Genomic DNA, 19,501 nt, shown 5'->3' on the forward strand with positions numbered 1-19,501 from the left:
AATGACGGCAAGCGGTTCAGCGGCTGACTGGATTCCCGCCTACGCGGGAATGACGGCAAGCGAACGTCCGGTCTGCTGTTCTCTGCTTTTCTATAGCTCGGCTGGCAAGTTAAACGACAATCCGGTTTCCTTAAAATGGATGAGGGGTTAATCATAGTGGGTCTCCCATCTCGTTTAATCTGCCTCTTTCGCCCGTTCAGTGGTCGCAATCGCATAGACCTGTCCGGCTTCGTTCAGCAACGCGGTCACGGTCAGCGAGACATCTATAATCCGACCGTCTTTGCTGAGCCGTTGGCTATGAAACGGTTCCAGAGTTTCAGTCCGGCTCAACTGATGAAGCTTGGCTAACGCTTCCTCGTGCAGCCCCGGCGGGATTCGGTCGCGAGCGTTCATGGTCAGCGCCTCGGCTTCATTCCAACCGTACAGCCGCTCCGCAGCCGGATTCCAGGCGATGATCCGGCCCTTCAGGTCCTGCACGGTGATGGCATCGTAGGCATCGCGCACTACCACCGCCAGGCGGATCAGGTCATTAGCCTTCCGCAGCGCCTCCCGCGTTTGCACCATCTCGGTGATGTCCACAAAGGTGATCACTGCGCCCTCGATCATGTTTTCCAGGGTGCGATAGGGCTGGATCCGCAGCGTGTACCACTGACCCGCCGTGGTTTGCACTTCCCGCTCTTGAGGAATCAGGCTGTCCAGCACCGCCTGCGCGTCCGCTACCAGCGTGGTGTAGCCAACCAGGTTGGAGACCACATGCGCCACCGGCCGGCCTACGTCGCTCAGAATCAGATTGATCATCGGGGTAGCCGACGGGGTGAAGCGCAGGACGCGGAGCTTGAGATCAACAAAGACGGTGCCGATACCGGTGCCGGCCAGCAGATTGCTCAGGTCATTGTTGGCCCGCGCCAGGCCAGCCACCTTGGTTTGCAACTCGGCGTTGACGGTGGACAGTTCTTCATTGACCGATTGCAGTTCTTCCTTGGAGGTCTCCAGTTCTTCGTTGGTGGACTGTAATTCTTCATTGACCGACTGCATTTCCTCATTGGAGGATTTGAGTTCTTCGTTGGAGGTTTCCAGTTCCTCGTGGGTGGTCTGAAGGTACTCTTCCTTGGCCCGCAGTTCCTGCCGGAGCGTGGCGATACAGGCCTCGGCATCGGTCGGTTCGGAGCCGTTCGCGGCGGCGCTGGTCGGCACGGCCGCCGGTAACGCGGGGTGGTGGTCGAGAGGGGGCACTGCATCCAGCAGGATCAGGTACAGGGGCGTCGCAGCAGGGCCGACCAGCACCGGCCGGACCGTCAGATTGACGGTGATGAAGTCGCCGTTGGCTTTAACGCGCAGGCCGGGGTGGTACACAACCTCTTTGATCCCTATGGCTTGGTACAGGGCGGTGGTCAGTTCACGCTGCAAGCCTTCGCGGGCCATCTTCAGGATGTTGTTGACGCCGGCTTCGCCGGGAGTCGGTTCCAGGTACAGGCCGGTGCGGCCGTGCAGGTACAGGATGTCGCCTTGGCTGTTGACCAGTGCGGCGGACGGGGCGACCTGCTGCAACAGCGCCTGTTCGGTCAGCTCGCGCAGCGGCAGCTTGCCGGGGAAAGCCTTTTTGATCGCCGTGGACGGCAGCGATTCTCTCGGCACCGCCGTCAGCGGGGGCAGCAACCGGCTCAGAGCCACTCGCTGGGCATCTTGAAAATCTTCTTTACGCTGATACAGCCGCGCCTTGCGATCCTGCACGGCAAACAACTGGGAAAATTCGCCCACCGTCTCCGAGGTGCCCAGGAACAGGAAACCGCCGGGGTTCAGCGCATAGTGAAACAGGGGAATCAGCTTCTTCTGCAAGTCCCCATTCAGATAGATCATCAGGTTGCGGCAACTGATCAAGTCGAGTTTGGAGAACGGCGGGTCTCGGATCAGGTCTTGCTCGGAAAAAACCAGCAGGTCGCGGATGTTTTTGTGGATGCGGTAACTGCTGCTGTCGGATTCAGCGATGAAGAAGCGCGCCAGTCGCTCCGGCGTGAGATCGTTGGCGATGCTGGCCGGATAGACTCCGGCGCGGCCGGTGGCAATCGCCTGAGAGTCAATGTCGGTGGCAAAGACCTGCACCCTGAAGCTCTGTTTCAGCGCCTCCTGCGCTTCGGCCAGCAGGATGGCGAGGGAATAGGCTTCTTCGCCGGTGGAACAGCCCGCCGCCCAAATTCGGATCACCGCATCGGCGGGCTTGCCGGTAAAGAGTTGGGGGATGATGTGCTGCTCCAGCGCCTGGAAGGCTTCGGGGTCACGGAAAAACCGGGTGACTCCGATCAGCAGGTCGCGGAACAGCGCCCCTACCTCGGTCGATGTCTGCTGCAAATACTTGACGTAGCGATCCGGGCTGTCGATCTGGTGGACGGCCATGCGCCGTTCGATGCGGCGATAGAGGGTGCTGGTTTTGTACTGAGAAAAGTCGTGGCCGGTCTGGGCGCGCAGCAGGACCACCATCTTCTTCAGCGCATTCTCGGCCTTGGGCGTCGCGGCTGGAATGGGCCGGGGCAGCTTGCCGAAGGCGTGAGCGGCATAGGCGATGAGCTGGGCGGGCATTTCCGCTGGCGGTAGCTCGTAGTCCACCAGGCCGGTGGCGAGGGCGCTGCGCGGCATTCCGTCGTACTCGGTGGATTCGGGGTTCTGGGCCATGACCATGCCGCCCTCGCCCTTGATCGCCCGCACCCCCAAAGTGCCGTCGCTGCCGGTGCCGGAAAGCACAATACCGATGGCCCGCTCATGCTGATCCTGGGCCAGCGAGCGAAAGAAGAAGTCAATCGGCAGGCGCTGGCCGCGTGGCGCAGCGGGTTCCAGCAGTTGCAACGCGCCATTAAGAAAGGCCATGTCGCGGTTGGGCGGAATGATATAAGCACAGTTGGGCTGCACCACCATCCCGTCCTTGACCTCGGAGACCTGCATCCGGGTGTAGCGCCGGATCAGGTCGGTGAGGATGCTCTTGTGATCCGGGGCCAGGTGTTGCACCAGCACAAAGGCCATGCCGGGATCGGTGTCGGCGGGCATCCCGGAAAAGAACGCCTCGAACGCCGCCAGACCTCCCGCCGACGCGCCGATGCCGACGATGGGAAAGCCGCCATCGGCGCTGGCGACGGGTTCCGGCACGTCCTGCGGCGCGACGGTTTGATCGTTGCTCGGTGCTTCCGCTGCCTTCGCGTTCTCTTTTTTTCTTGAAACCATGATGGCTTCCGCTGTTTACAACTGGTTAATGGCAGATTCTCGTACAGCGCGATGGCTCTGACCGCCCGCTCTGAACCGCATGTTGCACGAACGACCTTGGCATTTACTCGGTTATGCGGCTATCTTTCGCGGACGGTATACGCGCTGGCTGGTGCCAGCGCACGTATTCCCCAATAAAAGCACAAATTATTTCCGCGAACGCAGGCCAGTCACGGCGGCGCGGGATAGTCTATGCTTTGGCAGAGTCGGACCGTTCCGATACTCATTCAACCACATTTTTTACAAAGGTAGGACCATGGCGAAGAAGTATATCTATAAGTACACCGAAGGCGATGGCAAGAACAAAATGCTGCTCGGCGGCAAGGGCGCCAATCTGTGCGAAATGACCCAGATTGGCCTGCGGGTGCCGCCGGGCTTCGTGATCAGCACCGAAGCCTGTCTGGATTACATCGCCAACAACCGCCTGCCCGAAGGGGTCATGGACGACGTGCGGGCGCACATGGCGTGGCTGGAGCAGGAAACCGGCAAGCAGTTCGGCGGCGCGGATAACCCGCTGCTGGTGTCGGTGCGTTCCGGCTCTTCCATGTCCATGCCGGGGATGATGGACACCATTCTCAACCTCGGTCTGAATGAAAAGACGCTGGCCGGGCTGATCAAGCTGACCGGCAACGCGCGCTTCGGCTATGACGCTTATCGCCGTTTCATCCAGTTGTTCGGCAAGATTGCGCTGAACGTGGATGATCATTTCTTCGACGAACACTTTGAAGCGATCAAGCGCCGCGCCGGGGTCAAGATCGACCTGGGTCTGAGCGCTGAAGACCTCCGCGACATCGGCCAGTTGTTCCTGCAAGTGGTTCATGAGCAGACCGGGCGGCCGTTCCCGCAAGACCCCTTTGAGCAACTGGAACTGGCGGTCAAAGCGGTGTTCGGCTCCTGGATGGGCCAGCGCGCGGTGGATTATCGCCGCGAATTCAAGATCACTCCGGATCAGGCCAGCGGCACTGCGGTCAATATCGTGACCATGGTGTTCGGCAACATGGGCAACGATTGCTCCACCGGCGTCGGCTTCACCCGCGATCCCGGCACCGGCGAGAACGTGATGTACGGCGAGTACCTGGTCAATGCCCAGGGCGAAGACGTGGTGGCGGGCATTCGCACCCCGAAGCCGGTCGCGGAAATGAAGGACGAAATGCCGGATTTGTACCGGCAACTGGTGGAATTGCGCAACAAGCTGGAAGGCCATTATCACGAGGTGCAGGACTACGAGTACACCATCGAGAAAGGGGTGCTGTACTGCCTGCAAACCCGCAATGGCAAGATGAACGCCCAGGGCATGGTCCGCAGTTCGGTGGAAATGGCGAATGAGGGCTTGATCAGCCGCGAGAAAGCGCTGTTGCGGATCGACCCGGAATCGCTGGAACAGATGATGTTCCCGCAGCTTGATCCCAAGCATAAAGCCGCGCCCGCCGCAGTGGGCATGGGCGCATCGCCGGGCGCATCGTCGGGCAAGATCGTGTTCGACGCCGACACGGCGGTGAAGCGTGGACGCGGCGCGGGCGAAAAAATCATCCTGATGCGCGAAGAGACCAAGCCGGAAGACATTCACGGCTTCTTTGCCGCAGTGGGCATTCTGACCAGTCGCGGCGGCAAGACCTCGCACGCGGCGGTAGTGGCGCGCGGCATGGGCAAGCCCTGCGTGGTCGGCGCGGAAGCCATTCATGTCAACGTCCATCAGCGCCAGGCCATCATCGGCGACAAGGTGCTGCATGAGGGCGACGTGCTGACCATTGATGGCGGCACCGGCGCGGTGTACTTCGGCGATGTGCCGACGGTCGAACCGGAATTTACCCCGGAATTGCGCACCCTGCTGGGCTGGGCCGACGAAATCGCCACCCTCAAGGTGATGGCGAATGCGGATACTCCAGATGCGGCGCAACGCGCTTCCAACTACGGGGCGATGGGCATTGGCCTGTGCCGTACCGAGCGGATGTTTAACGCCAAGGAACGCTTGCCCACCGTGCTGGAAATGATCCTGGCCGAGACCACCGAGGACCGCGAAGCCGCGTTGGCCAAGCTGTTGCCGATGCAGCGCAGCGATTTCAAGGAAATTTTCCGGGCCATGGCCCCGCGTCCGGTCACAGTGCGCCTGCTTGATCCGCCGATTCACGAATTCCTGCCGTCCGAGCAGACCCTGATCGACGACATCGAGCATCTGCGCCATTTGCGCCAGACCGCGCAGGGTCTGGAGGCGATCAGCCAGATTCTCGGCCAGGTCAACCCGAAAGCAGTCGAGCAACTGGGTATCCTCAACGACAGCCATTTGGTCGCTGACGTGCTGGCCAAAAAGGAAGAAATCCTGCAAAAGGCCCGTGCCCTGCACGAAGTCAACCCGATGCTGGGTCATCGCGGCGTCCGTCTTGGCCTGACCTATCCTGAAATCTACAAGATGCAGATTCGCGCCATTCTGGAAGCGGCGGCGGAATGTATGCAGGAACGGGTGAACGTCCATCCTGAAATCATGGTGCCACAGGTCTGCACCGTGGAAGAGTTGAAGCGGGTGAAGGCGCTGGTGGATGAAGTGTTGCCCGAAGTCGAGGCCAAGTACGCGGTCAAGGTGCATTTCGAGTTCGGCACCATGATGGAAGTGGTGCGGGCCTGTCTGCGCGCTGGTGAGATCGCCGATGTGGCCGAATTCTTCTCCTTCGGCACCAACGACCTGACCCAGGCCACCTTCTCGTTCTCCCGCGAAGACGCCGAAAACAAGTTCCTGCCGTTCTACAATTCCGCCGGCATCCTCAAGGACAACCCGTTTGAGGCGCTGGATACGGCGGGCGTCGGCCAGTTGATGGAGTTTGCGGTGACCAACGGGCGCAAGACGCGGGCGGGCCTCAAGGTCGGCATTTGCGGTGAACAGGGCGGTCATCCGCGCTCGATGCGCTTCTGTCACTACGCCAACCTGACCTATGTGTCCTGCTCGTCGCCCCGGGTGCCGATTGCCCGGCTGGCGGCGGCGCACGCCAAGCTGCTGGAAGGCGAATACAAGCCGTAAGCAGTTGAATGGATCAGCGGTGTCATTTTTCGCACCGCTGGTTTGAATGATGAATGCCAGGGGCGGCTACGGTCGCCCCTGTTTTTTGGCAAGGATTTATCACGATTTGCTTCAGGCGGCGCAACAGTTGGAGCGATTGGAATTCGAGCGGTTTTTGAACCGCCTGCTGGCGATCCGGGCGCAGCGCAAGGCATCGGCGACATCGCACCCAGAAGCCGAATTGTTGTTGGAAATCAATCAAGAAATTCCCGCCAATCTACAGAATCGCTACAACGCGCTTGCACAGAAACGTCAGGTGGAAACGCTGACCGATGAGGATTATCGGGAATTGCTGGAATTGACGGTCAATTGTTGGGCGATTTGGGCATTCAGCCGCTGCCCTATGTCTGAGCGCATATCGTCAGATTTTCGGCAGCGAGTTGCGGAACGTGCGGAACATTGTTGTGAGTATTGCCGAAGTCAGGCTAAATTCGTCGTGCAAAGCTTCGCCGTCGAGCATATTGTTCCACTCAGTCAAGGTGGCCTCACGATGCTTGACAATCTGGCTCTGGCTTGTCAGGGGTGCAATAATCACAAATACAATAAACAGGTCAGTATTGATCCTGCTAACAATTTGCCAGCGCCATTGTTTCATCCGCGACAGCAACAATGGCATGAGCATTTTTGTTGGAATGCTGGCTGCTGCTTTCCAGGCTAATTTTTAATCAAAAGAGGCAACGCTAGATGAGCATAACCCTTGACTTGCCGCAAGAGATGGAACAAGAGTTAGCTATTGAAGCTTCCAAGCTGAAGCTATCCTTATCAGAGTATGCTTCACGCCTCTTGGCAACCCGATACGTTCCAGCAAATAAACTTCCTAAAACGGGTGCTGAACTGGTTGCTTATTGGCAAAAAGAGGGAGTCATTGGTTCCAGAACCGATATTACTGACAGTCAAGCCTATGCCCGAAATTTACGCCGCCAAGCTGAAAATCGTGCCAGTGAGTAACGAGTGTGTATTTGCTCGATACTGATGTACTTATTGACATTCAACGCGGCTACTCGCCAGCAGTTGTCTGGTTTGCCAGCTTGAATGAGCTGCCTGCCGTACCGGGTTTTGTCGTGATGGAACTAATGCAAGATGCTAAAAATAATCACCAGCTTAGGCAAACCTTACGCCTGGTTACGCCATTGCCGGTCATTTGGCCGACGGAAGCCGATTGCAACCGCGCTTTATCGGATTTCGCTGCTTATCACCTTTCACATCGCTTGGGCTTATTAGATGCCTTAATTGCATCCTGTGCTGTTGGACTGTCAGTAAAACTTTGCACTTTTAATGTCAAGCATTATCGTGTTGTCCCTAGCTTAGTTATCGAACAACCCTATACGCGATGAATCTTTAATATTGCAAATCCCCATAAATACTTTCACGCCACTATGCACCCTGACAAACTGAAACAACTCGCCAGCCAGGTATTAACCCTTGAAGCCCAGGCGATTACCCAACTGATCGCTCGGATTGACGACCGCTTCGTTCATGCCTGCGAACTCATGCTGCACTGCCAGGGCCGGATCGTGGTGCTCGGCATCGGCAAATCCGGTCACATCGGCGGCAAGATCGCCGCGACTCTGGCGAGTACCGGCACTCCCGCTTTTTTCGTCCATCCCGCCGAAGCCGGCCACGGCGATATGGGCATGATCACCGCGCAGGACGTGGTAGTGGCGCTGTCCAACTCCGGCGAAACCGATGAGATTCTGACCCTGCTACCACTGATTAAACGGCTGGGTGTGCCGCTGATCGCACTGACCGGTAATCCCGGTTCGGCGATGGCTACGATGGCCGATGTTCACCTTGATGTCAGCGTTGCCCAGGAAGCCTGTCCGCTGGGACTGGCGCCCACCTCCAGCACCACCGCAACCCTGGCGATGGGCGACGCCCTGGCGGTGGCACTACTGGAGGCGCGCGGCTTCACCGCCGAGGATTTCGCCCGTTCTCATCCCGGTGGCCGGCTGGGCCGTCGCCTGTTGCTGCTGATCGACGAGGTGATGCATACCGGTGAACAGATGCCACGCAGCAAGCCGGACGATGTACTCAAGGACGCCCTGCTGGAAATGAGCCGCAAGGGCTTGGGGACGACGGTGGTGGTGGACGGAGATGAACAGGTGCTGGGGGTTTTTACCGACGGTGATCTGCGTCGCACCCTGGATCGGCAGGTGGATGTGCATACCGCCCGCGTCGCTGAGGTGATGACTCACCCCTGCAAGACCATCGCCCCCGGCACCTTGGCCGCCGAGGCGTTGCAGATGATGCAGCAATACCGGATCAATGCCCTGCCGGTGGTAAACTCCGCTGGAAAATTGGCCGGCGTCCTGAACATGCACGATTTGTTGCGCGCCGGGGTGCTGTGATTCCCACGATTGGCGAGCAATCCACCATGCGCGACGTACTGAGTAAGGCCGCCCAAATTCAACTGGTGATCTTTGATGTGGATGGGGTACTGACCGATGGTCGCCTGTATCTGGGTAACGACGGCAATGAATACAAGGCCTTCCATATTCGCGACGGGCACGGGATCAAGATGCTGATCGAGGCCGGGGTGGAAGTTGCCATTATCTCCGGTCGTCATGCCGCTTCGGTGGAACGGCGAATGACCGATCTCGGCATCCGCTATGCCTATCTGGGCGTAGCAGACAAGCTGGCGACGTTCAACAGCCTGTTGATTCGGATTGGCCTGACTGCTGAACAGGTGGCGTTCGCGGGTGACGATTTGATCGACCTGCCGGTGATGACGCGGGTGGGTCTGGCGATAGCGGTGCAGGATGCCGACCCGTTCGTCAAGCAGCACGCCCATTGGCAAACGCCGAGTCGGGGTGGGCGCGGTGCGGCCCGCGATGTCTGCGAGCTGCTGCTGGAAGCGCGTGGCCAACTGGCGGCGATGCGTGCCCGCTATCTCTAAGGATGGTACAGGCGCCAATGGTGGCCAATGGCGAGGTGACAATACGCGGGATTCTGTACCTGAGCGGGCTGGCGCTGCTGGCTGGCTTGAGCTACGGCCTGCTATGGCTGGTGGAATCTTCGTTGCGCGAGCCGGATCCAGCCGAGAGTCAGGCGCCAGTATTGACTATCGAACGGTTCCGGGCGGTGCGGATGAATATCGCTGGGATGAAGGAATACGTAGTTGAAGCGCCCCGTTTGCAACAGTTGCCCGGTCAGAGCGGCACCCGGATCGAGCAGCCAGCGCTGGACTGGTATCAACCGGACGGCCAGACTCGGGAGTGGCGGCTTCAGGCCGAACAGGCCTGGGGCGCTGCCGATCAGCAGACGCTGCGCCTGGAAGGTGCGGTAACGATGGTTCGTACTGCGGCCAGCGGTAAACTGCCCATGACCGTGATCACCCGCGACATTCTGATTCGTCCGGCTGAACATTATGCCGAAACCGCTGCGCCGGTGCAGGTCGTGACGCCGGGGGGCGAACTGCGGGCGGTCGGTATGCGCGCCTGGCTGAATCAGCAACGGTTGGAACTGCTTTCCGAGGTAAGAGGTTTCTATGAATCCCCCAAGCGCTAAGTTATGGCTGGCGGTCGCGCTGACGCTGGCGCCGCTGCTGGCTGCCGCCCTGCCCGAAGATCGCAACCAGCCCATTCAGTTGGAAGCCGGGCGCGGCCAGATCGATCAGAAGACCGGCGTCAGCGTCTATGAAGGCAACGTGGTCATCACCCAAGGCTCGATGCGGCTGACCGCCGACACCGTTACCATCTACATCAAGGACAACAATTTCCAGCGGATGGAAGCGACCGGCAACCCGACGAACCTGCGCTACAAGCCGACCGCAGACAAGCCGGAACTCCAGGGTGCCAGCAAGCGGATCGAGTACGATGTCGCTGGCGCCAAGGTGATTATGAGCGGCGGTGCCCGGTTGACGCAGGGCCAGGACGCCTTCACGGGCGACCGGGTGGAGTACGACCTCAAGGATGATGTGGTGCGGGCGCGCGGCGCGGGCGACAACGGCCGCATCCAGTTCACCATCCAGCCCCGAGCGCAGAGTCCGCTGCCTGCCGCCAAGAAACCCTGAGCATGGCCGAACTCATCGCCAAGGAAATCGTCAAGCGCTACCGCAAGCGGGTGGTGGTGGACGCCGCCTCACTTCGTGTTGCCAGCGGCGAAGTGGTCGGGCTACTGGGGCCGAATGGCGCTGGCAAAACCACCAGCTTCTATATGATGGTGGGGCTGATCCACTGCGACGAGGGGCGGGTGCTGCTGGATGATCGTGACCTGACGCGCCTGCCGATGTATGCGCGGGCGCAGCTCGGAGTCGGTTATCTGCCGCAGGAACCATCAATCTTCCGGCGGCTGACGGTGCTGAATAACGTGCTGGCGATCCTGGAAACCCGTCGCGATCTGGCCCGCGCCGACCGTCGACCGCTGGCCGAGGAACTGCTGCACGAACTGCATGTGGGCCATCTGCGCGACAATATCGGTATCAGCCTGTCAGGCGGTGAGCGCCGGCGCGTGGAAATCGCCCGGGCGCTGGCGGCCAATCCCGCATTTATGCTACTGGACGAGCCGTTTGCCGGGGTGGATCCCTTGTCGGTTCTGGATATCCAGCGCATTATTGAACACCTGCGCGACCGCCATATTGGGGTGTTAATCACCGATCACAACGTCCGGGAAACGCTGGGAATCTGTGATCGCGCTTACATTCTCAACGAAGGGCGGGTAATCGCCGAGGGTGATTCCACCGCAATTCTTGCTAACCAGCAGGTTCGCCGGGTCTATCTGGGCGAATCCTTTCAGTTATGACCCACCGGGCGCGGCATAGCGCGCAAAACCGACTAGAATTAGAGGTAACTTGCGTTTCATGGTATCGGAGTACGATTGAAAGGTTATGAAACAGTCCTTGCAACTACGCCTGGGTCAGCAACTGACGATGACCCCCCAACTGCAACAGGCGATTCGCCTATTGCAGTTATCCAGCCTGGATCTCCAGGCGGAGGTGCAAACCATCCTCGACTCCAACCTGATGCTGGAGCGATCCGATGAACCGCAGGAGCTGCCGGTGCAACCGGAGGCGTTGGCGGCGCAGGTTGCAGCAGACACCCGCGCCGAAACCGAGATCGAGATCGGCACGGTTGCTAACGACACCTTGCCCGACGAACTGCCAGTGGATAGCTCCTGGGACGATATTTACGATCCGTCTGACGGTGCGACATCCTACTCACGCGGTGAAGACGAGGACTGGGATCCCTGCGAACGCTACGCTGGCGCCGGTGAATCGCTGCGCGAACATTTGTATTGGCAGATGCGGCTAACCCCGTTCAACGACCGCGATATGGCGCTTGCCACTGCGATCATTGATGCCATTGACGAGTCCGGCTATTTGACGCTCTCGCTGGAGGAGATTTGCCAAGGGCCGCGTGAGCAGTTCGCGGTCACGCTGGCCGAGGCTGAAGCGGTGCTGAAACTGGTGCAGCACTTCGATCCGCAGGGCGTTGGCGCCCGCAGTCCGGCAGAATGCCTGCTGTTGCAACTGGAAGCGCTGCCGAACGATACCCTGTGGCTGGCTGAGGCTCGCTATCTGGTTGAACAGCATCTGGAATTGCTCGCCAATCGCGATTTCAGCGCGCTGATACGACGGCTCAAGGTGTCGCGTGAGGCGTTGCAGGGCATCATCGCGCTCATCCAATCGCTGGATCCCTATCCGGGTGCCCGACTGTCCAATACTGCGCCGCAGTATGTAGTCCCGGATGTGCTGGTTTATCGCCAGCGCGATGCCTGGCGGGTCGAACTGAATCCCGATAGCACTCCCAAAGTGCGGATCAACGCCCGCTACGCCGCTTTGGCGCGTAGAGCCGGCCAAAGCAGTGGTGATAGCAACTGTCTCAAGAACCATTTGCAGGAAGCGCGCTGGTTCCTGAAGAGTCTGCAAAATCGCAACGAGACCCTGCTGAAAGTGGCAACCTGCATCGTCGAACGCCAGCGCGAGTTTTTAGAGCGCGGCGACGAGCATATGAAACCGCTGATTCTGCGCGACATCGCCGAGGTGCTGGGCCTGCACGAGTCCACCATCTCGCGGGTGACCACGCAGAAATATATGCATACGCCACGCGGCCTTTACGAGCTGAAGTTTTTCTTCTCCAGTCACGTCGGCACCAGCGATGGCGGCGAGTGTTCCTCTACTGCGATCCGCGCCATGATCCGCAAACTGATTCAAGCGGAAGATGCCGGCAAACCGCTCAGCGATGACAAAATTGCCAAATTGCTTGAGACGGAAGGGATTCAGGTCGCCCGGCGGACAGTGGCAAAATACCGGGAAGCGATGTCTATTCCTTCGTCCTCGGATCGTAAGCGCCTCGTCTGAACAGCGGGGATTTCCGCCCCATCGGGGCAACAACGGAGGTTGAGGCGTAACAACGATGCCTCGTTCCAAGAGAGGCAGGGGGACCGCCTTTGATCTCTATCGAAACAGCACCAGTCAGTCAGGAGTTCATGCCATGCAGATCAAATTGAGCGGGCATCATGTGGAGATTACCCCGGCGCTGCACGATTACGTTCATGACAAGCTGGAGCGTATCGAGCGGCACTTTGATAATGTGACCAGTGTTCAGGTCATTCTCAGCGTCGAGAAGCTGCGCCACAAGGCCGAGGCCACTATTCATGTGGCCGGAAGCGAGATTTTTGCCGATGCGGTGGACGAGGATATGTACGCTGCGCTCGATGCGTTGATCGATAAGATTGACCGACAAATCAAGCGGCACAAGGAGAAGGTGACGGACAAGCATCGCGGCGAAAAGGCGCGCGATTACCCCCAACCTTGAGGGCGCAGGTACGGCGATGAACATCACAGACCTGATTACCCGCGAGCGGATCGTTTGCGATAGTGAAGTGACCAGTAAAAAGCGGGTCATCGAGGTGCTGAGTGAGTTGCTCGCCACCGGGCAGGCCGATTTGACGCCTCGACTGATTTTCGACAGCCTGATCGGCCGGGAACGCTTGGGCAGCACGGGTCTGGGTCATGGGGTCGCCTTGCCCCATGGCCGGTTCAACCCGATTCAGCAGGCCATCGGCGCTTTCATCAAGATCGGGAAGGGCGTGGATTTTGACGCGATTGACCGGGAACCGGTGGATTTGGTGTTCGGCTTGCTGGTGCCGGATCACTACACCGACGAGCACCTCAAGATTCTCGCTCACCTGGCGGAGATGTTCAGCGACCGATCCTTTTGCCAGCAACTGCGGGACAGCGATTCGGACCAAACCCTGTTCGAGCGACTGCGGGATTGGCGAGTTGCCGCGACGATGCCGCCATGACTCCTCCGGTGTACGCCCAAACCGCCTTCCATGACTTGAAAGCCGTGCTGGATTTGCGCTGGATTGGGGGTATGGCTGGAGCCGATCATCTCCTGTGGTCGCCGGTCGAGGCCAGCGCGCCGCTGTACGGTCGGCTGAACTGGATTCAGCCGGCCCGCCTGCAAATCCTGGGTCCCGACGAAGACGCCTTTCTAAGCCGGTTGGCGCCGGCGGTTCGCGAAGAATTGTCCCGTTGCCTGCTGGCGTTCCCTACTGGCGCAATTCTGGTGTGTGGCGAATTCGGCCTGGCCGAGGCGCTGCGGGACCGCGCTGACGCCATGAGCATTCCCCTCTGGTATGCCCCGGTTCCGCTGGCCGTCGTTCTGGATCGGCTCGACAGCTACCGGCACGGCCTGGAAGCTTCCACCGTGGTGCATGGCGAATTGCTGGAAGTGTTCGGTATGGGCCTGCTGATCACCGGTGGCAGCGGGATCGGCAAGAGCGAACTGGCGTTGGAATTGATCAGCCGCGGTCATCGCCTGATCGCCGACGACACCCCGACCCTGACCCGGGTAGCGCCCGATGTGCTGGAAGGAGCCTGCCCGCCGACCCTGATCGATCTGCTGGAGGTGCGAGGGCTGGGTATTCTCAACATCCGCCGCATGTTCGGTGACAGCGCTATCAAGCGTAACAAGCGGGTGCGGCTGATCATTCATCTGGTCAAGCTGGAGGAGATGGCGCAGCCGGCGGAATCTCGCCTGCAAGGGTTGCGTGATACCCGGATTATTCTTGGCGTCGGGATCCCGGCGATCACGCTGCCGATTGCGCCCGGTCGCAATCTCGCGGTGCTGGTGGAATGCGCGGTGCGCGATCACATCCTGCGCCTGGGCGGATATTGCGCCGAGCAGGATATGGTGGCGCGGGTGGAAAAAGCGATGGCGCGGGAAATCGTATGCGAATAATCATCGTCAGTGGCCTGTCCGGCTCCGGCAAAACCATTGCCCTGCAAACCCTGGAGGATCTGGATTACTACTGCGTGGACAATCTGCCGTTCAAGTTGATCCGGCCGTTGGCGCAGGAGATTCTGGCGGCCAGCGATATTTTGCCGCCTACAGTGGCGGTGGGGGTGGATGCCCGCAATTTTATCGATGAGTTGACACAGTTTCCGGCGACGCTGGCTGAATTGCGTGCCAGCGATCTGAGCGTCGAGGTGGTGTTCCTGCACGCCAGTGACGAGATTCTGCTCAAACGCTACAGCGAAACCCGTCGCCGCCATCCTCTGGATCTGGGCAGTGTGCCGCTGCGGGAAGCGATTGACCAGGAACGACGCCTGCTGGAGCCGATTGTCGCCTGCGCTGATCTGATTATTGATACCGGCGGCACCAATATCTACCAGTTGCGCGAACTGATTCGCGCCCGCATTCACGATACCCCGCGTGAGGTGATGTCGCTGCTGTTCGAGTCTTTCGGCTTCAAAAACGGGATGCCGGCTGATGCCGATTTTGTCTTTGACGTGCGCTGCCTGCCCAATCCGCATTGGGAACCCCAGTTGCGACCCCTGACCGGACTCGATCAGCCGGTGATCGAATTTCTCGTGCGTCAGCCGGACGTGATGGAGATGGTCGCTGATCTGCGTCAGTTCCTGGAGACCTGGCTGCCACGGTTCGAGTTCAGCGACCGCAGCTATTTGACGGTCGCCATCGGTTGTACCGGCGGCCAGCATCGCTCGGTGTTTGTCGCCGATGCTTTGGCACATCATTTCGGCGAGATTCGCGACCATGTCATGGTCCGCCATCGAGAACTACAATGAAGAGCAAGCCGCGCTGCCATGGCGACCGGTGATCACGGGGACGCTAAGGTGCTGAAACGGGATATCCTGATTATCAACAAGCTGGGGCTACACGCCCGCGCCGCTGCCAAGTTTGTGACTTTGGCGGCAGGATTTGAAGCCGAGATTCGGCTGCTGCGCGGCGGGCGCGAAGTCAACGGCAAAAGTATCATGGGCGTGATGATGCTGGCGGCGGCCCGTGGCACCCAGTTGGAACTACAAGCCAGCGGTCCCGAGGCCGAGCAGGCGCTCAATCATCTCGAAGAGTTGGTCCGCCGCCGCTTCGATGAGGACGAATGAGAGGATTTTTGCATGCCGTTTTCGCTGCATGGCATCGGGGTTTCGCGGGGATACGCCATCGGCAGGACCTATCTCCTCCAGCGTAATCAGCCGGAAATCACCGAATACACCATTCCCGATAGCATTATTGAGGATGAGGTCGAGCGTTTCCTGAACGGTTTGGCCCTGGCCCGGCGTCAGTTGCGCGAAGTCCGTGGGCGAATTCCCATCGCAATTCCCGGCGACGCCGCCGCCTTTATTGATACCCACTTGCTGATGTTGGAGGACGCTGCTCTGACGGAGGCGCCCGTCGATCTGATCCGAGTCCATAAGTGCAATGCCGAATGGGCGTTGAAGACCCAGCGCGATTTTCTGGTGCGAGTGTTCGAGGAGATGGATGACCCCTACTTGCGCACCCGCAAGGATGACGTCGACCATGTGGTGCGGCGGGTGCAGCGGATTCTGGCGACTGATGATCCGGCCTACCTGAACGATCCGGATTATGCGGAGCTGATCGCCAGCCGACTGGAGGGGCGGATCATCGTGGCCGATGATCTGACTCCAGCCGATACCATCCTGATGCAGCATCAGGGGGTATTGGCCTTTGTCACCGAATATGGCGGCCCGTTGTCGCACACGGCGATTCTGGCGCGCAGCCTGGGCATTCCGGCGGTAGTGGGCGCCCGCAATGCGCGCGCCTATCTGGGTAATGATGAGCCGGTGATTGTGGATGGTCGCCAAGGAGTGATCCTGGTGGGGTTGGACGAACGCATTCTGCGCTACTACCGCCACAAGCAGCATGAGGAGCGCCGCCAGCAACGCGAGTTAAATAAACTCAAGGATAAACCGGCGATTACCGGTGACGGAGTGACGATTGGCCTTTATGCCAATATTGAATTGCCCGAGGATGCGGCAGCGGTACGGGAGGTGGTCGCCGATGGGATTGGGTTGTATCGAACTGAATTCCTGTTCATGAACCGATCCGAACCGCCGGATGAGGAGGAGCATCTGGCTTCCTATCTGCACGTCATCAAGACCCTGGAGGGCAGCCCGATCACTATTCGCACCGCTGATCTTGGTGCCGATAAGCAAGTGGATGGTGGCCGCAGTGGGCCGGTCAGCACCAATCCAGCGCTGGGTTTGCGGGCGATTCGGATGTGCCTGAAGGATTTAGGCATGTTTCGCCCACAGTTACGCGCCATTCTGCGGGCGTCGGCGCACGGTCCGGTGCGAATGATGATCCCGATGCTTTCCGCCATTCAGGAAGTGTTTCAGGTGTTGCGGCTGGTGGCCGAGACCAAGCAGGAATTACGTGATCGGGGGTTGGCGTTCGACGAGTCCTTGCCGGTCGGCGGCATGATCGAAATCCCGGCGGCGGCGGTGTGTGCGGATCAGTTCGCCCGCTATCTGGACTTCCTGTCTATCGGCACCAATGACCTGATCCAATACTCTTTGGCGATTGACCGGGTGGACGATGAGGTTAACTACCTCTATGACCCGCTGCATCCGGGAGTGCTGATGCTGATCTGGAACACGATCCGCGCCGGTCGCAAAGCCGGTATCCCGGTCAGCCTGTGCGGGGAAATGGCCGGTGATCCCCGTTATACCCGGTTGTTGCTGGGCTTGGGGCTGACCCAGTTCAGTATGCATCCCAGCAACCTGCTCGAAGTCAAGCGTGCGATTCAGGGGAGCGAGGTCGGCGCATTGGGCAAAATTGCCCGGCGCCTGTTGCGAACCACGGATGCCGAGGAGTACGCCGAAACGCTTAAAACGATTGCCCAGAATTGAGAACCTGCATCAATCCTAGAATGTTCGGGCAGTTTCGGTGGGGTTTCCCTCCACCCGATAGACCGCGATCTCCTGCTGCTTGCCCTTGAACTTGACCCGACCCATTTCCGTAACCCGGAACTGTCCGTCCAGATAGCGAAAGGTGGTCTCGCCGATTAAAACCCGGCACGGGTTATTGACCAGATCGTGAGTCTCCTTATCAAAACTTTCCAGCCGTGAGGCGATGTTGACGGCATCGCCCACCACAGCGTATTCAAGCCGCTGACTGCCGCCCAGACTGCCGGCCACCAATGGCCCGGTGTAAATGCCGATCCGCACTGCGATAGTGGGCGATTTCTGCTCCGTCCACTGCATGTTGATTTGCCGTAACTGCTCGCCCATGGCCAGCGCACACCGGACCGCTTGCATCGCATCCCGCGCCATTTCCGCTTCGGTCTGGCGTGGGACCGGTACGCCGAACAAGGCCATTATCTCATCGCCGACGTATTGTTTGATCACGCCGCCATGCGCCATGATCACCTGCGTCATCGCCTCCATATAAACATTCAACCAGTCCATAAGCTGTGCTGGTTCCAGTATTTCGGCAATCGGGGTAAAGCCCCGGATATCGGCAAACAACACGGTAGCGATTAAGCGCTGCGGCAGCAGTCGCCCGCCGGCAACCAGGCGCTTGCGTTCCCGCCAGAGGGTATCGGCGACTTCCGGCGCGACATGGCGGGCGAACAGGTTCATCAACAACCGCTTCTCGGCGCGGCCACGCACCGAAAGATACACGGTAACCAGAGCGGCGGTAATAGTCAGTCCCAACGCCGGCGCGGCCAGTGGCAGCCAGAGATGTTCGAGGAAGGCCGCCTGCCAGATTCCGGCCAGCACCGCCAGCGCCCCCGCCATCAACAGCAACAACCACCGGAAGCGCCACCGGCACCGGGCCAGGCCAACGCCGGCCATGCACCACCCCCACAGCCAAATCATCTCGGCAAACCCGGAAACACCACGAATCGGGGCGTCGCCTGCCAGCGCAAACCGCAGCAGTTGATTCACCTGCAAGGCATGAAGCGCCACCCCGGCAATGCGTCCGCTGGGGTCACCAGCGGGGCGCGATAACGATGGCGCATCAGCGATAAAGTGGCGGACGGGAACCTGGAATTCATCGCTCAGGCTTTCCGCCATCGCGCCCAACAACACAATGTTATCGGCGAGTTGCGCTACCGGCAGCCGCCCTTGCAACACATCGCTCAGGGTATAAATCCGGGTGGCGCTGACCCGGCCCCGATAGTCCAGCAAGTATTGATAACCGGCGGTATCGGCGTGGATATAACCCCCCGCGTCTGCCGTCAGCGGCGGGATCGTCGTTGCTCCTAACCGCAGATGAGCGGGATGATCGGGATCGGGCTGGGGCGTCAGCCGTTCTGGCTGGAGATAGCGCAACACTACGGCCAAAGCGAAGGCGGTAAACACCTGCCGACCGTCGTCAAGAAATAACAGTCCTCGCCGCACCCGCCCGTCTTCATCAATGGGAACGTCGCTGAATCCCACCTGATCGGTATCTGCCAGCGCGGGAGGCGGGTCAATCGCGGGATCGCGGGCCGCAAAGTTGCCGAACTTTGTTACCCAAATCACCTCTGGGTGGCGGCGAAGCAACTGATCCAGTCGCTCGCTCCCCGGCGGCACCGAGAGATCGCGGTATTTATCCACGCCGATCACCCGTGGCCGCCCTTGCGCCAAGCGTTCCAGTACCTCGGCCAGGATGCCATCCGGCAAGGGGTATCCCCAGCGACGGAGATCCGCTTCGGTTTCGCCAATCAGCACGATTCGTTCATCGGGCGGCGTCAGCGTTTGCCGGCGCAAGTGTTGATCGTAGGCAAGAAATTCCAGCGCTTGCAGCGCGCCGACATACCACAGGCCAAGGAGGCCGACGAACACCAGATGGCCGAACAGCAGGCAGACAACCAGCGCACGCCCATTGGTAAACCCATTGGATAATTTGAGTGGAAACTGCAATTTCCAGCGTAATCCTTGTATCTGTTCCATAGGGTTCACCGCTGATCCGTTACTTTTGATTCAATCCTATAATATTAAAATCA

At 59.5% G+C, this 19,501-nt stretch carries 18 protein-coding genes; 16 read left to right on the forward strand and 2 right to left on the reverse strand.

Features of this window, described 5'->3' with window-relative positions; genetic code table 11:
* Nucleotides 1-174: 174 nt before the first annotated feature.
* Nucleotides 175-3,210 carry a chemotaxis protein CheB gene (locus tag BN874_RS18330; protein WP_034435797.1) on the reverse strand — a complete coding sequence of 1,012 codons (3,036 nt, stop codon included), beginning with the start codon at nucleotides 3,208-3,210 and terminating at the stop codon, nucleotides 175-177.
* 295 nt (nucleotides 3,211-3,505) lie between these two features.
* Between BN874_RS18330 and ppdK the strand changes: the two genes are divergently transcribed.
* From ppdK to ptsP, 16 genes are all read left to right on the forward strand, one after another.
* A complete protein-coding gene (gene ppdK, locus BN874_RS18335) occupies nucleotides 3,506-6,259 on the forward strand; it encodes a pyruvate, phosphate dikinase (protein WP_034435798.1) in 2,754 nt (917 codons plus the stop codon).
* Nucleotides 6,260-6,413: 154 nt separating this feature from the next.
* The gene (locus BN874_RS25885) at nucleotides 6,414-6,956 is read left to right on the forward strand and encodes an HNH endonuclease (protein WP_230314486.1); all 543 of its coding nucleotides are present in this window, start codon (nucleotides 6,414-6,416) and stop codon (nucleotides 6,954-6,956) included.
* A gap of 26 nt (nucleotides 6,957-6,982) precedes the next feature.
* A complete protein-coding gene (locus BN874_RS18345; RefSeq protein ID WP_081756509.1) occupies nucleotides 6,983-7,246 on the forward strand; it encodes a hypothetical protein in 264 nt (87 codons plus the stop codon).
* Nucleotides 7,247-7,251: 5 nt separating this feature from the next.
* Nucleotides 7,252-7,632, forward strand: coding sequence for a PIN domain-containing protein (locus BN874_RS23940; protein WP_081756510.1), 381 nt, complete (start codon nucleotides 7,252-7,254; stop codon nucleotides 7,630-7,632).
* A gap of 42 nt (nucleotides 7,633-7,674) precedes the next feature.
* Entirely contained in the window at nucleotides 7,675-8,646 is a 972-nt protein-coding gene (locus BN874_RS18350) for a KpsF/GutQ family sugar-phosphate isomerase (RefSeq protein WP_034435800.1), read from the forward strand.
* Between the two features lie 26 nt (nucleotides 8,647-8,672).
* A complete protein-coding gene (kdsC, locus tag BN874_RS18355) occupies nucleotides 8,673-9,194 on the forward strand; it encodes a 3-deoxy-manno-octulosonate-8-phosphatase KdsC (protein WP_034435801.1) in 522 nt (173 codons plus the stop codon).
* A 17-nt stretch (nucleotides 9,195-9,211) separates the two neighbouring features.
* Nucleotides 9,212-9,805: an LPS export ABC transporter periplasmic protein LptC gene (gene lptC / locus BN874_RS22950; RefSeq protein WP_195912224.1), complete on the forward strand. Its 594-nt coding sequence runs from the start codon at nucleotides 9,212-9,214 to the stop codon at nucleotides 9,803-9,805.
* On the forward strand, nucleotides 9,786-10,310 hold the full coding sequence (lptA, locus tag BN874_RS18365; protein ID WP_034435802.1) for a lipopolysaccharide transport periplasmic protein LptA: 525 nt from the start codon (nucleotides 9,786-9,788) through the stop codon (nucleotides 10,308-10,310). The genes lptC and lptA overlap by 20 nt, the downstream gene beginning before the upstream one ends.
* A gap of 2 nt (nucleotides 10,311-10,312) precedes the next feature.
* Nucleotides 10,313-11,038 carry an LPS export ABC transporter ATP-binding protein gene (gene lptB / locus BN874_RS18370; protein WP_034435803.1) on the forward strand — a complete coding sequence of 242 codons (726 nt, stop codon included), beginning with the start codon at nucleotides 10,313-10,315 and terminating at the stop codon, nucleotides 11,036-11,038.
* Nucleotides 11,039-11,123: 85 nt separating this feature from the next.
* Nucleotides 11,124-12,596, forward strand: a complete 1,473-nt coding sequence (locus BN874_RS18375; protein ID WP_034435804.1) for an RNA polymerase factor sigma-54 — start codon at nucleotides 11,124-11,126, stop codon at nucleotides 12,594-12,596.
* A 133-nt stretch (nucleotides 12,597-12,729) separates the two neighbouring features.
* Complete coding sequence (gene hpf / locus BN874_RS18380; protein WP_034435805.1) at nucleotides 12,730-13,053, forward strand: ribosome hibernation-promoting factor, HPF/YfiA family; 324 nt, start codon at nucleotides 12,730-12,732, stop codon at nucleotides 13,051-13,053.
* Between the two features lie 16 nt (nucleotides 13,054-13,069).
* Complete coding sequence (locus BN874_RS18385) at nucleotides 13,070-13,543, forward strand: PTS sugar transporter subunit IIA (RefSeq protein ID WP_034435806.1); 474 nt, start codon at nucleotides 13,070-13,072, stop codon at nucleotides 13,541-13,543.
* The gene (hprK, locus tag BN874_RS18390) at nucleotides 13,540-14,484 is read left to right on the forward strand and encodes an HPr(Ser) kinase/phosphatase (RefSeq protein ID WP_034435807.1); all 945 of its coding nucleotides are present in this window, start codon (nucleotides 13,540-13,542) and stop codon (nucleotides 14,482-14,484) included. The genes BN874_RS18385 and hprK overlap by 4 nt, the downstream gene beginning before the upstream one ends.
* Entirely contained in the window at nucleotides 14,475-15,332 is an 858-nt protein-coding gene (gene rapZ, locus BN874_RS18395) for an RNase adapter RapZ (protein ID WP_034435808.1), read from the forward strand. The genes hprK and rapZ overlap by 10 nt, the downstream gene beginning before the upstream one ends.
* Before the next feature lie 18 nt (nucleotides 15,333-15,350).
* Nucleotides 15,351-15,650, forward strand: a complete 300-nt coding sequence (locus tag BN874_RS18400; protein ID WP_420886151.1) for an HPr family phosphocarrier protein — start codon at nucleotides 15,351-15,353, stop codon at nucleotides 15,648-15,650.
* A 12-nt stretch (nucleotides 15,651-15,662) separates the two neighbouring features.
* On the forward strand, nucleotides 15,663-17,417 hold the full coding sequence (ptsP, locus tag BN874_RS18405) for a phosphoenolpyruvate--protein phosphotransferase (RefSeq protein ID WP_034435809.1): 1,755 nt from the start codon (nucleotides 15,663-15,665) through the stop codon (nucleotides 17,415-17,417).
* A gap of 15 nt (nucleotides 17,418-17,432) precedes the next feature.
* Here ptsP and BN874_RS18410 read toward each other — a convergent pair whose 3' ends face one another.
* Nucleotides 17,433-19,448 (reverse strand): CHASE2 domain-containing protein, encoded by a 2,016-nt coding sequence (locus BN874_RS18410; protein WP_051498049.1) that lies wholly within the window; start codon nucleotides 19,446-19,448, stop codon nucleotides 17,433-17,435.
* Nucleotides 19,449-19,501: the final 53 nt, after the last annotated feature.

The organism is Candidatus Contendobacter odensis Run_B_J11 (assembly GCF_000531125.1).
GTDB lineage: Bacteria > Pseudomonadota > Gammaproteobacteria > Competibacterales > Competibacteraceae > Contendibacter > Contendibacter odensensis.

Coding starts and splice junctions, on each gene's coding strand:
- ppdK (WP_034435798.1), top strand. CDS start 3,506: ATGGCGAAGAAGTATATCTATAAGTACACCGAAGGCGATGGCAAGAAC.
- lptC (WP_195912224.1), top strand. CDS start 9,212: ATGGTGGCCAATGGCGAGGTGACAATACGCGGGATTCTGTACCTGAGC.
- hprK (WP_034435807.1), top strand. CDS start 13,540: ATGACTCCTCCGGTGTACGCCCAAACCGCCTTCCATGACTTGAAAGCC.
- BN874_RS18400 (WP_420886151.1), top strand. CDS start 15,351: ATGGCGACCGGTGATCACGGGGACGCTAAGGTGCTGAAACGGGATATC.
- BN874_RS18375 (WP_034435804.1), top strand. CDS start 11,124: ATGAAACAGTCCTTGCAACTACGCCTGGGTCAGCAACTGACGATGACC.
- BN874_RS18345 (WP_081756509.1), top strand. CDS start 6,983: ATGAGCATAACCCTTGACTTGCCGCAAGAGATGGAACAAGAGTTAGCT.
- lptA (WP_034435802.1), top strand. CDS start 9,786: ATGAATCCCCCAAGCGCTAAGTTATGGCTGGCGGTCGCGCTGACGCTG.
- BN874_RS18410 (WP_051498049.1), bottom strand. CDS start 19,448: ATGGAACAGATACAAGGATTACGCTGGAAATTGCAGTTTCCACTCAAA.
- hpf (WP_034435805.1), top strand. CDS start 12,730: ATGCAGATCAAATTGAGCGGGCATCATGTGGAGATTACCCCGGCGCTG.
- kdsC (WP_034435801.1), top strand. CDS start 8,673: ATGCGCGACGTACTGAGTAAGGCCGCCCAAATTCAACTGGTGATCTTT.
- ptsP (WP_034435809.1), top strand. CDS start 15,663: ATGCCGTTTTCGCTGCATGGCATCGGGGTTTCGCGGGGATACGCCATC.
- BN874_RS18385 (WP_034435806.1), top strand. CDS start 13,070: ATGAACATCACAGACCTGATTACCCGCGAGCGGATCGTTTGCGATAGT.
- rapZ (WP_034435808.1), top strand. CDS start 14,475: ATGCGAATAATCATCGTCAGTGGCCTGTCCGGCTCCGGCAAAACCATT.
- BN874_RS18330 (WP_034435797.1), bottom strand. CDS start 3,210: ATGGTTTCAAGAAAAAAAGAGAACGCGAAGGCAGCGGAAGCACCGAGC.
- BN874_RS18350 (WP_034435800.1), top strand. CDS start 7,675: ATGCACCCTGACAAACTGAAACAACTCGCCAGCCAGGTATTAACCCTT.
- lptB (WP_034435803.1), top strand. CDS start 10,313: ATGGCCGAACTCATCGCCAAGGAAATCGTCAAGCGCTACCGCAAGCGG.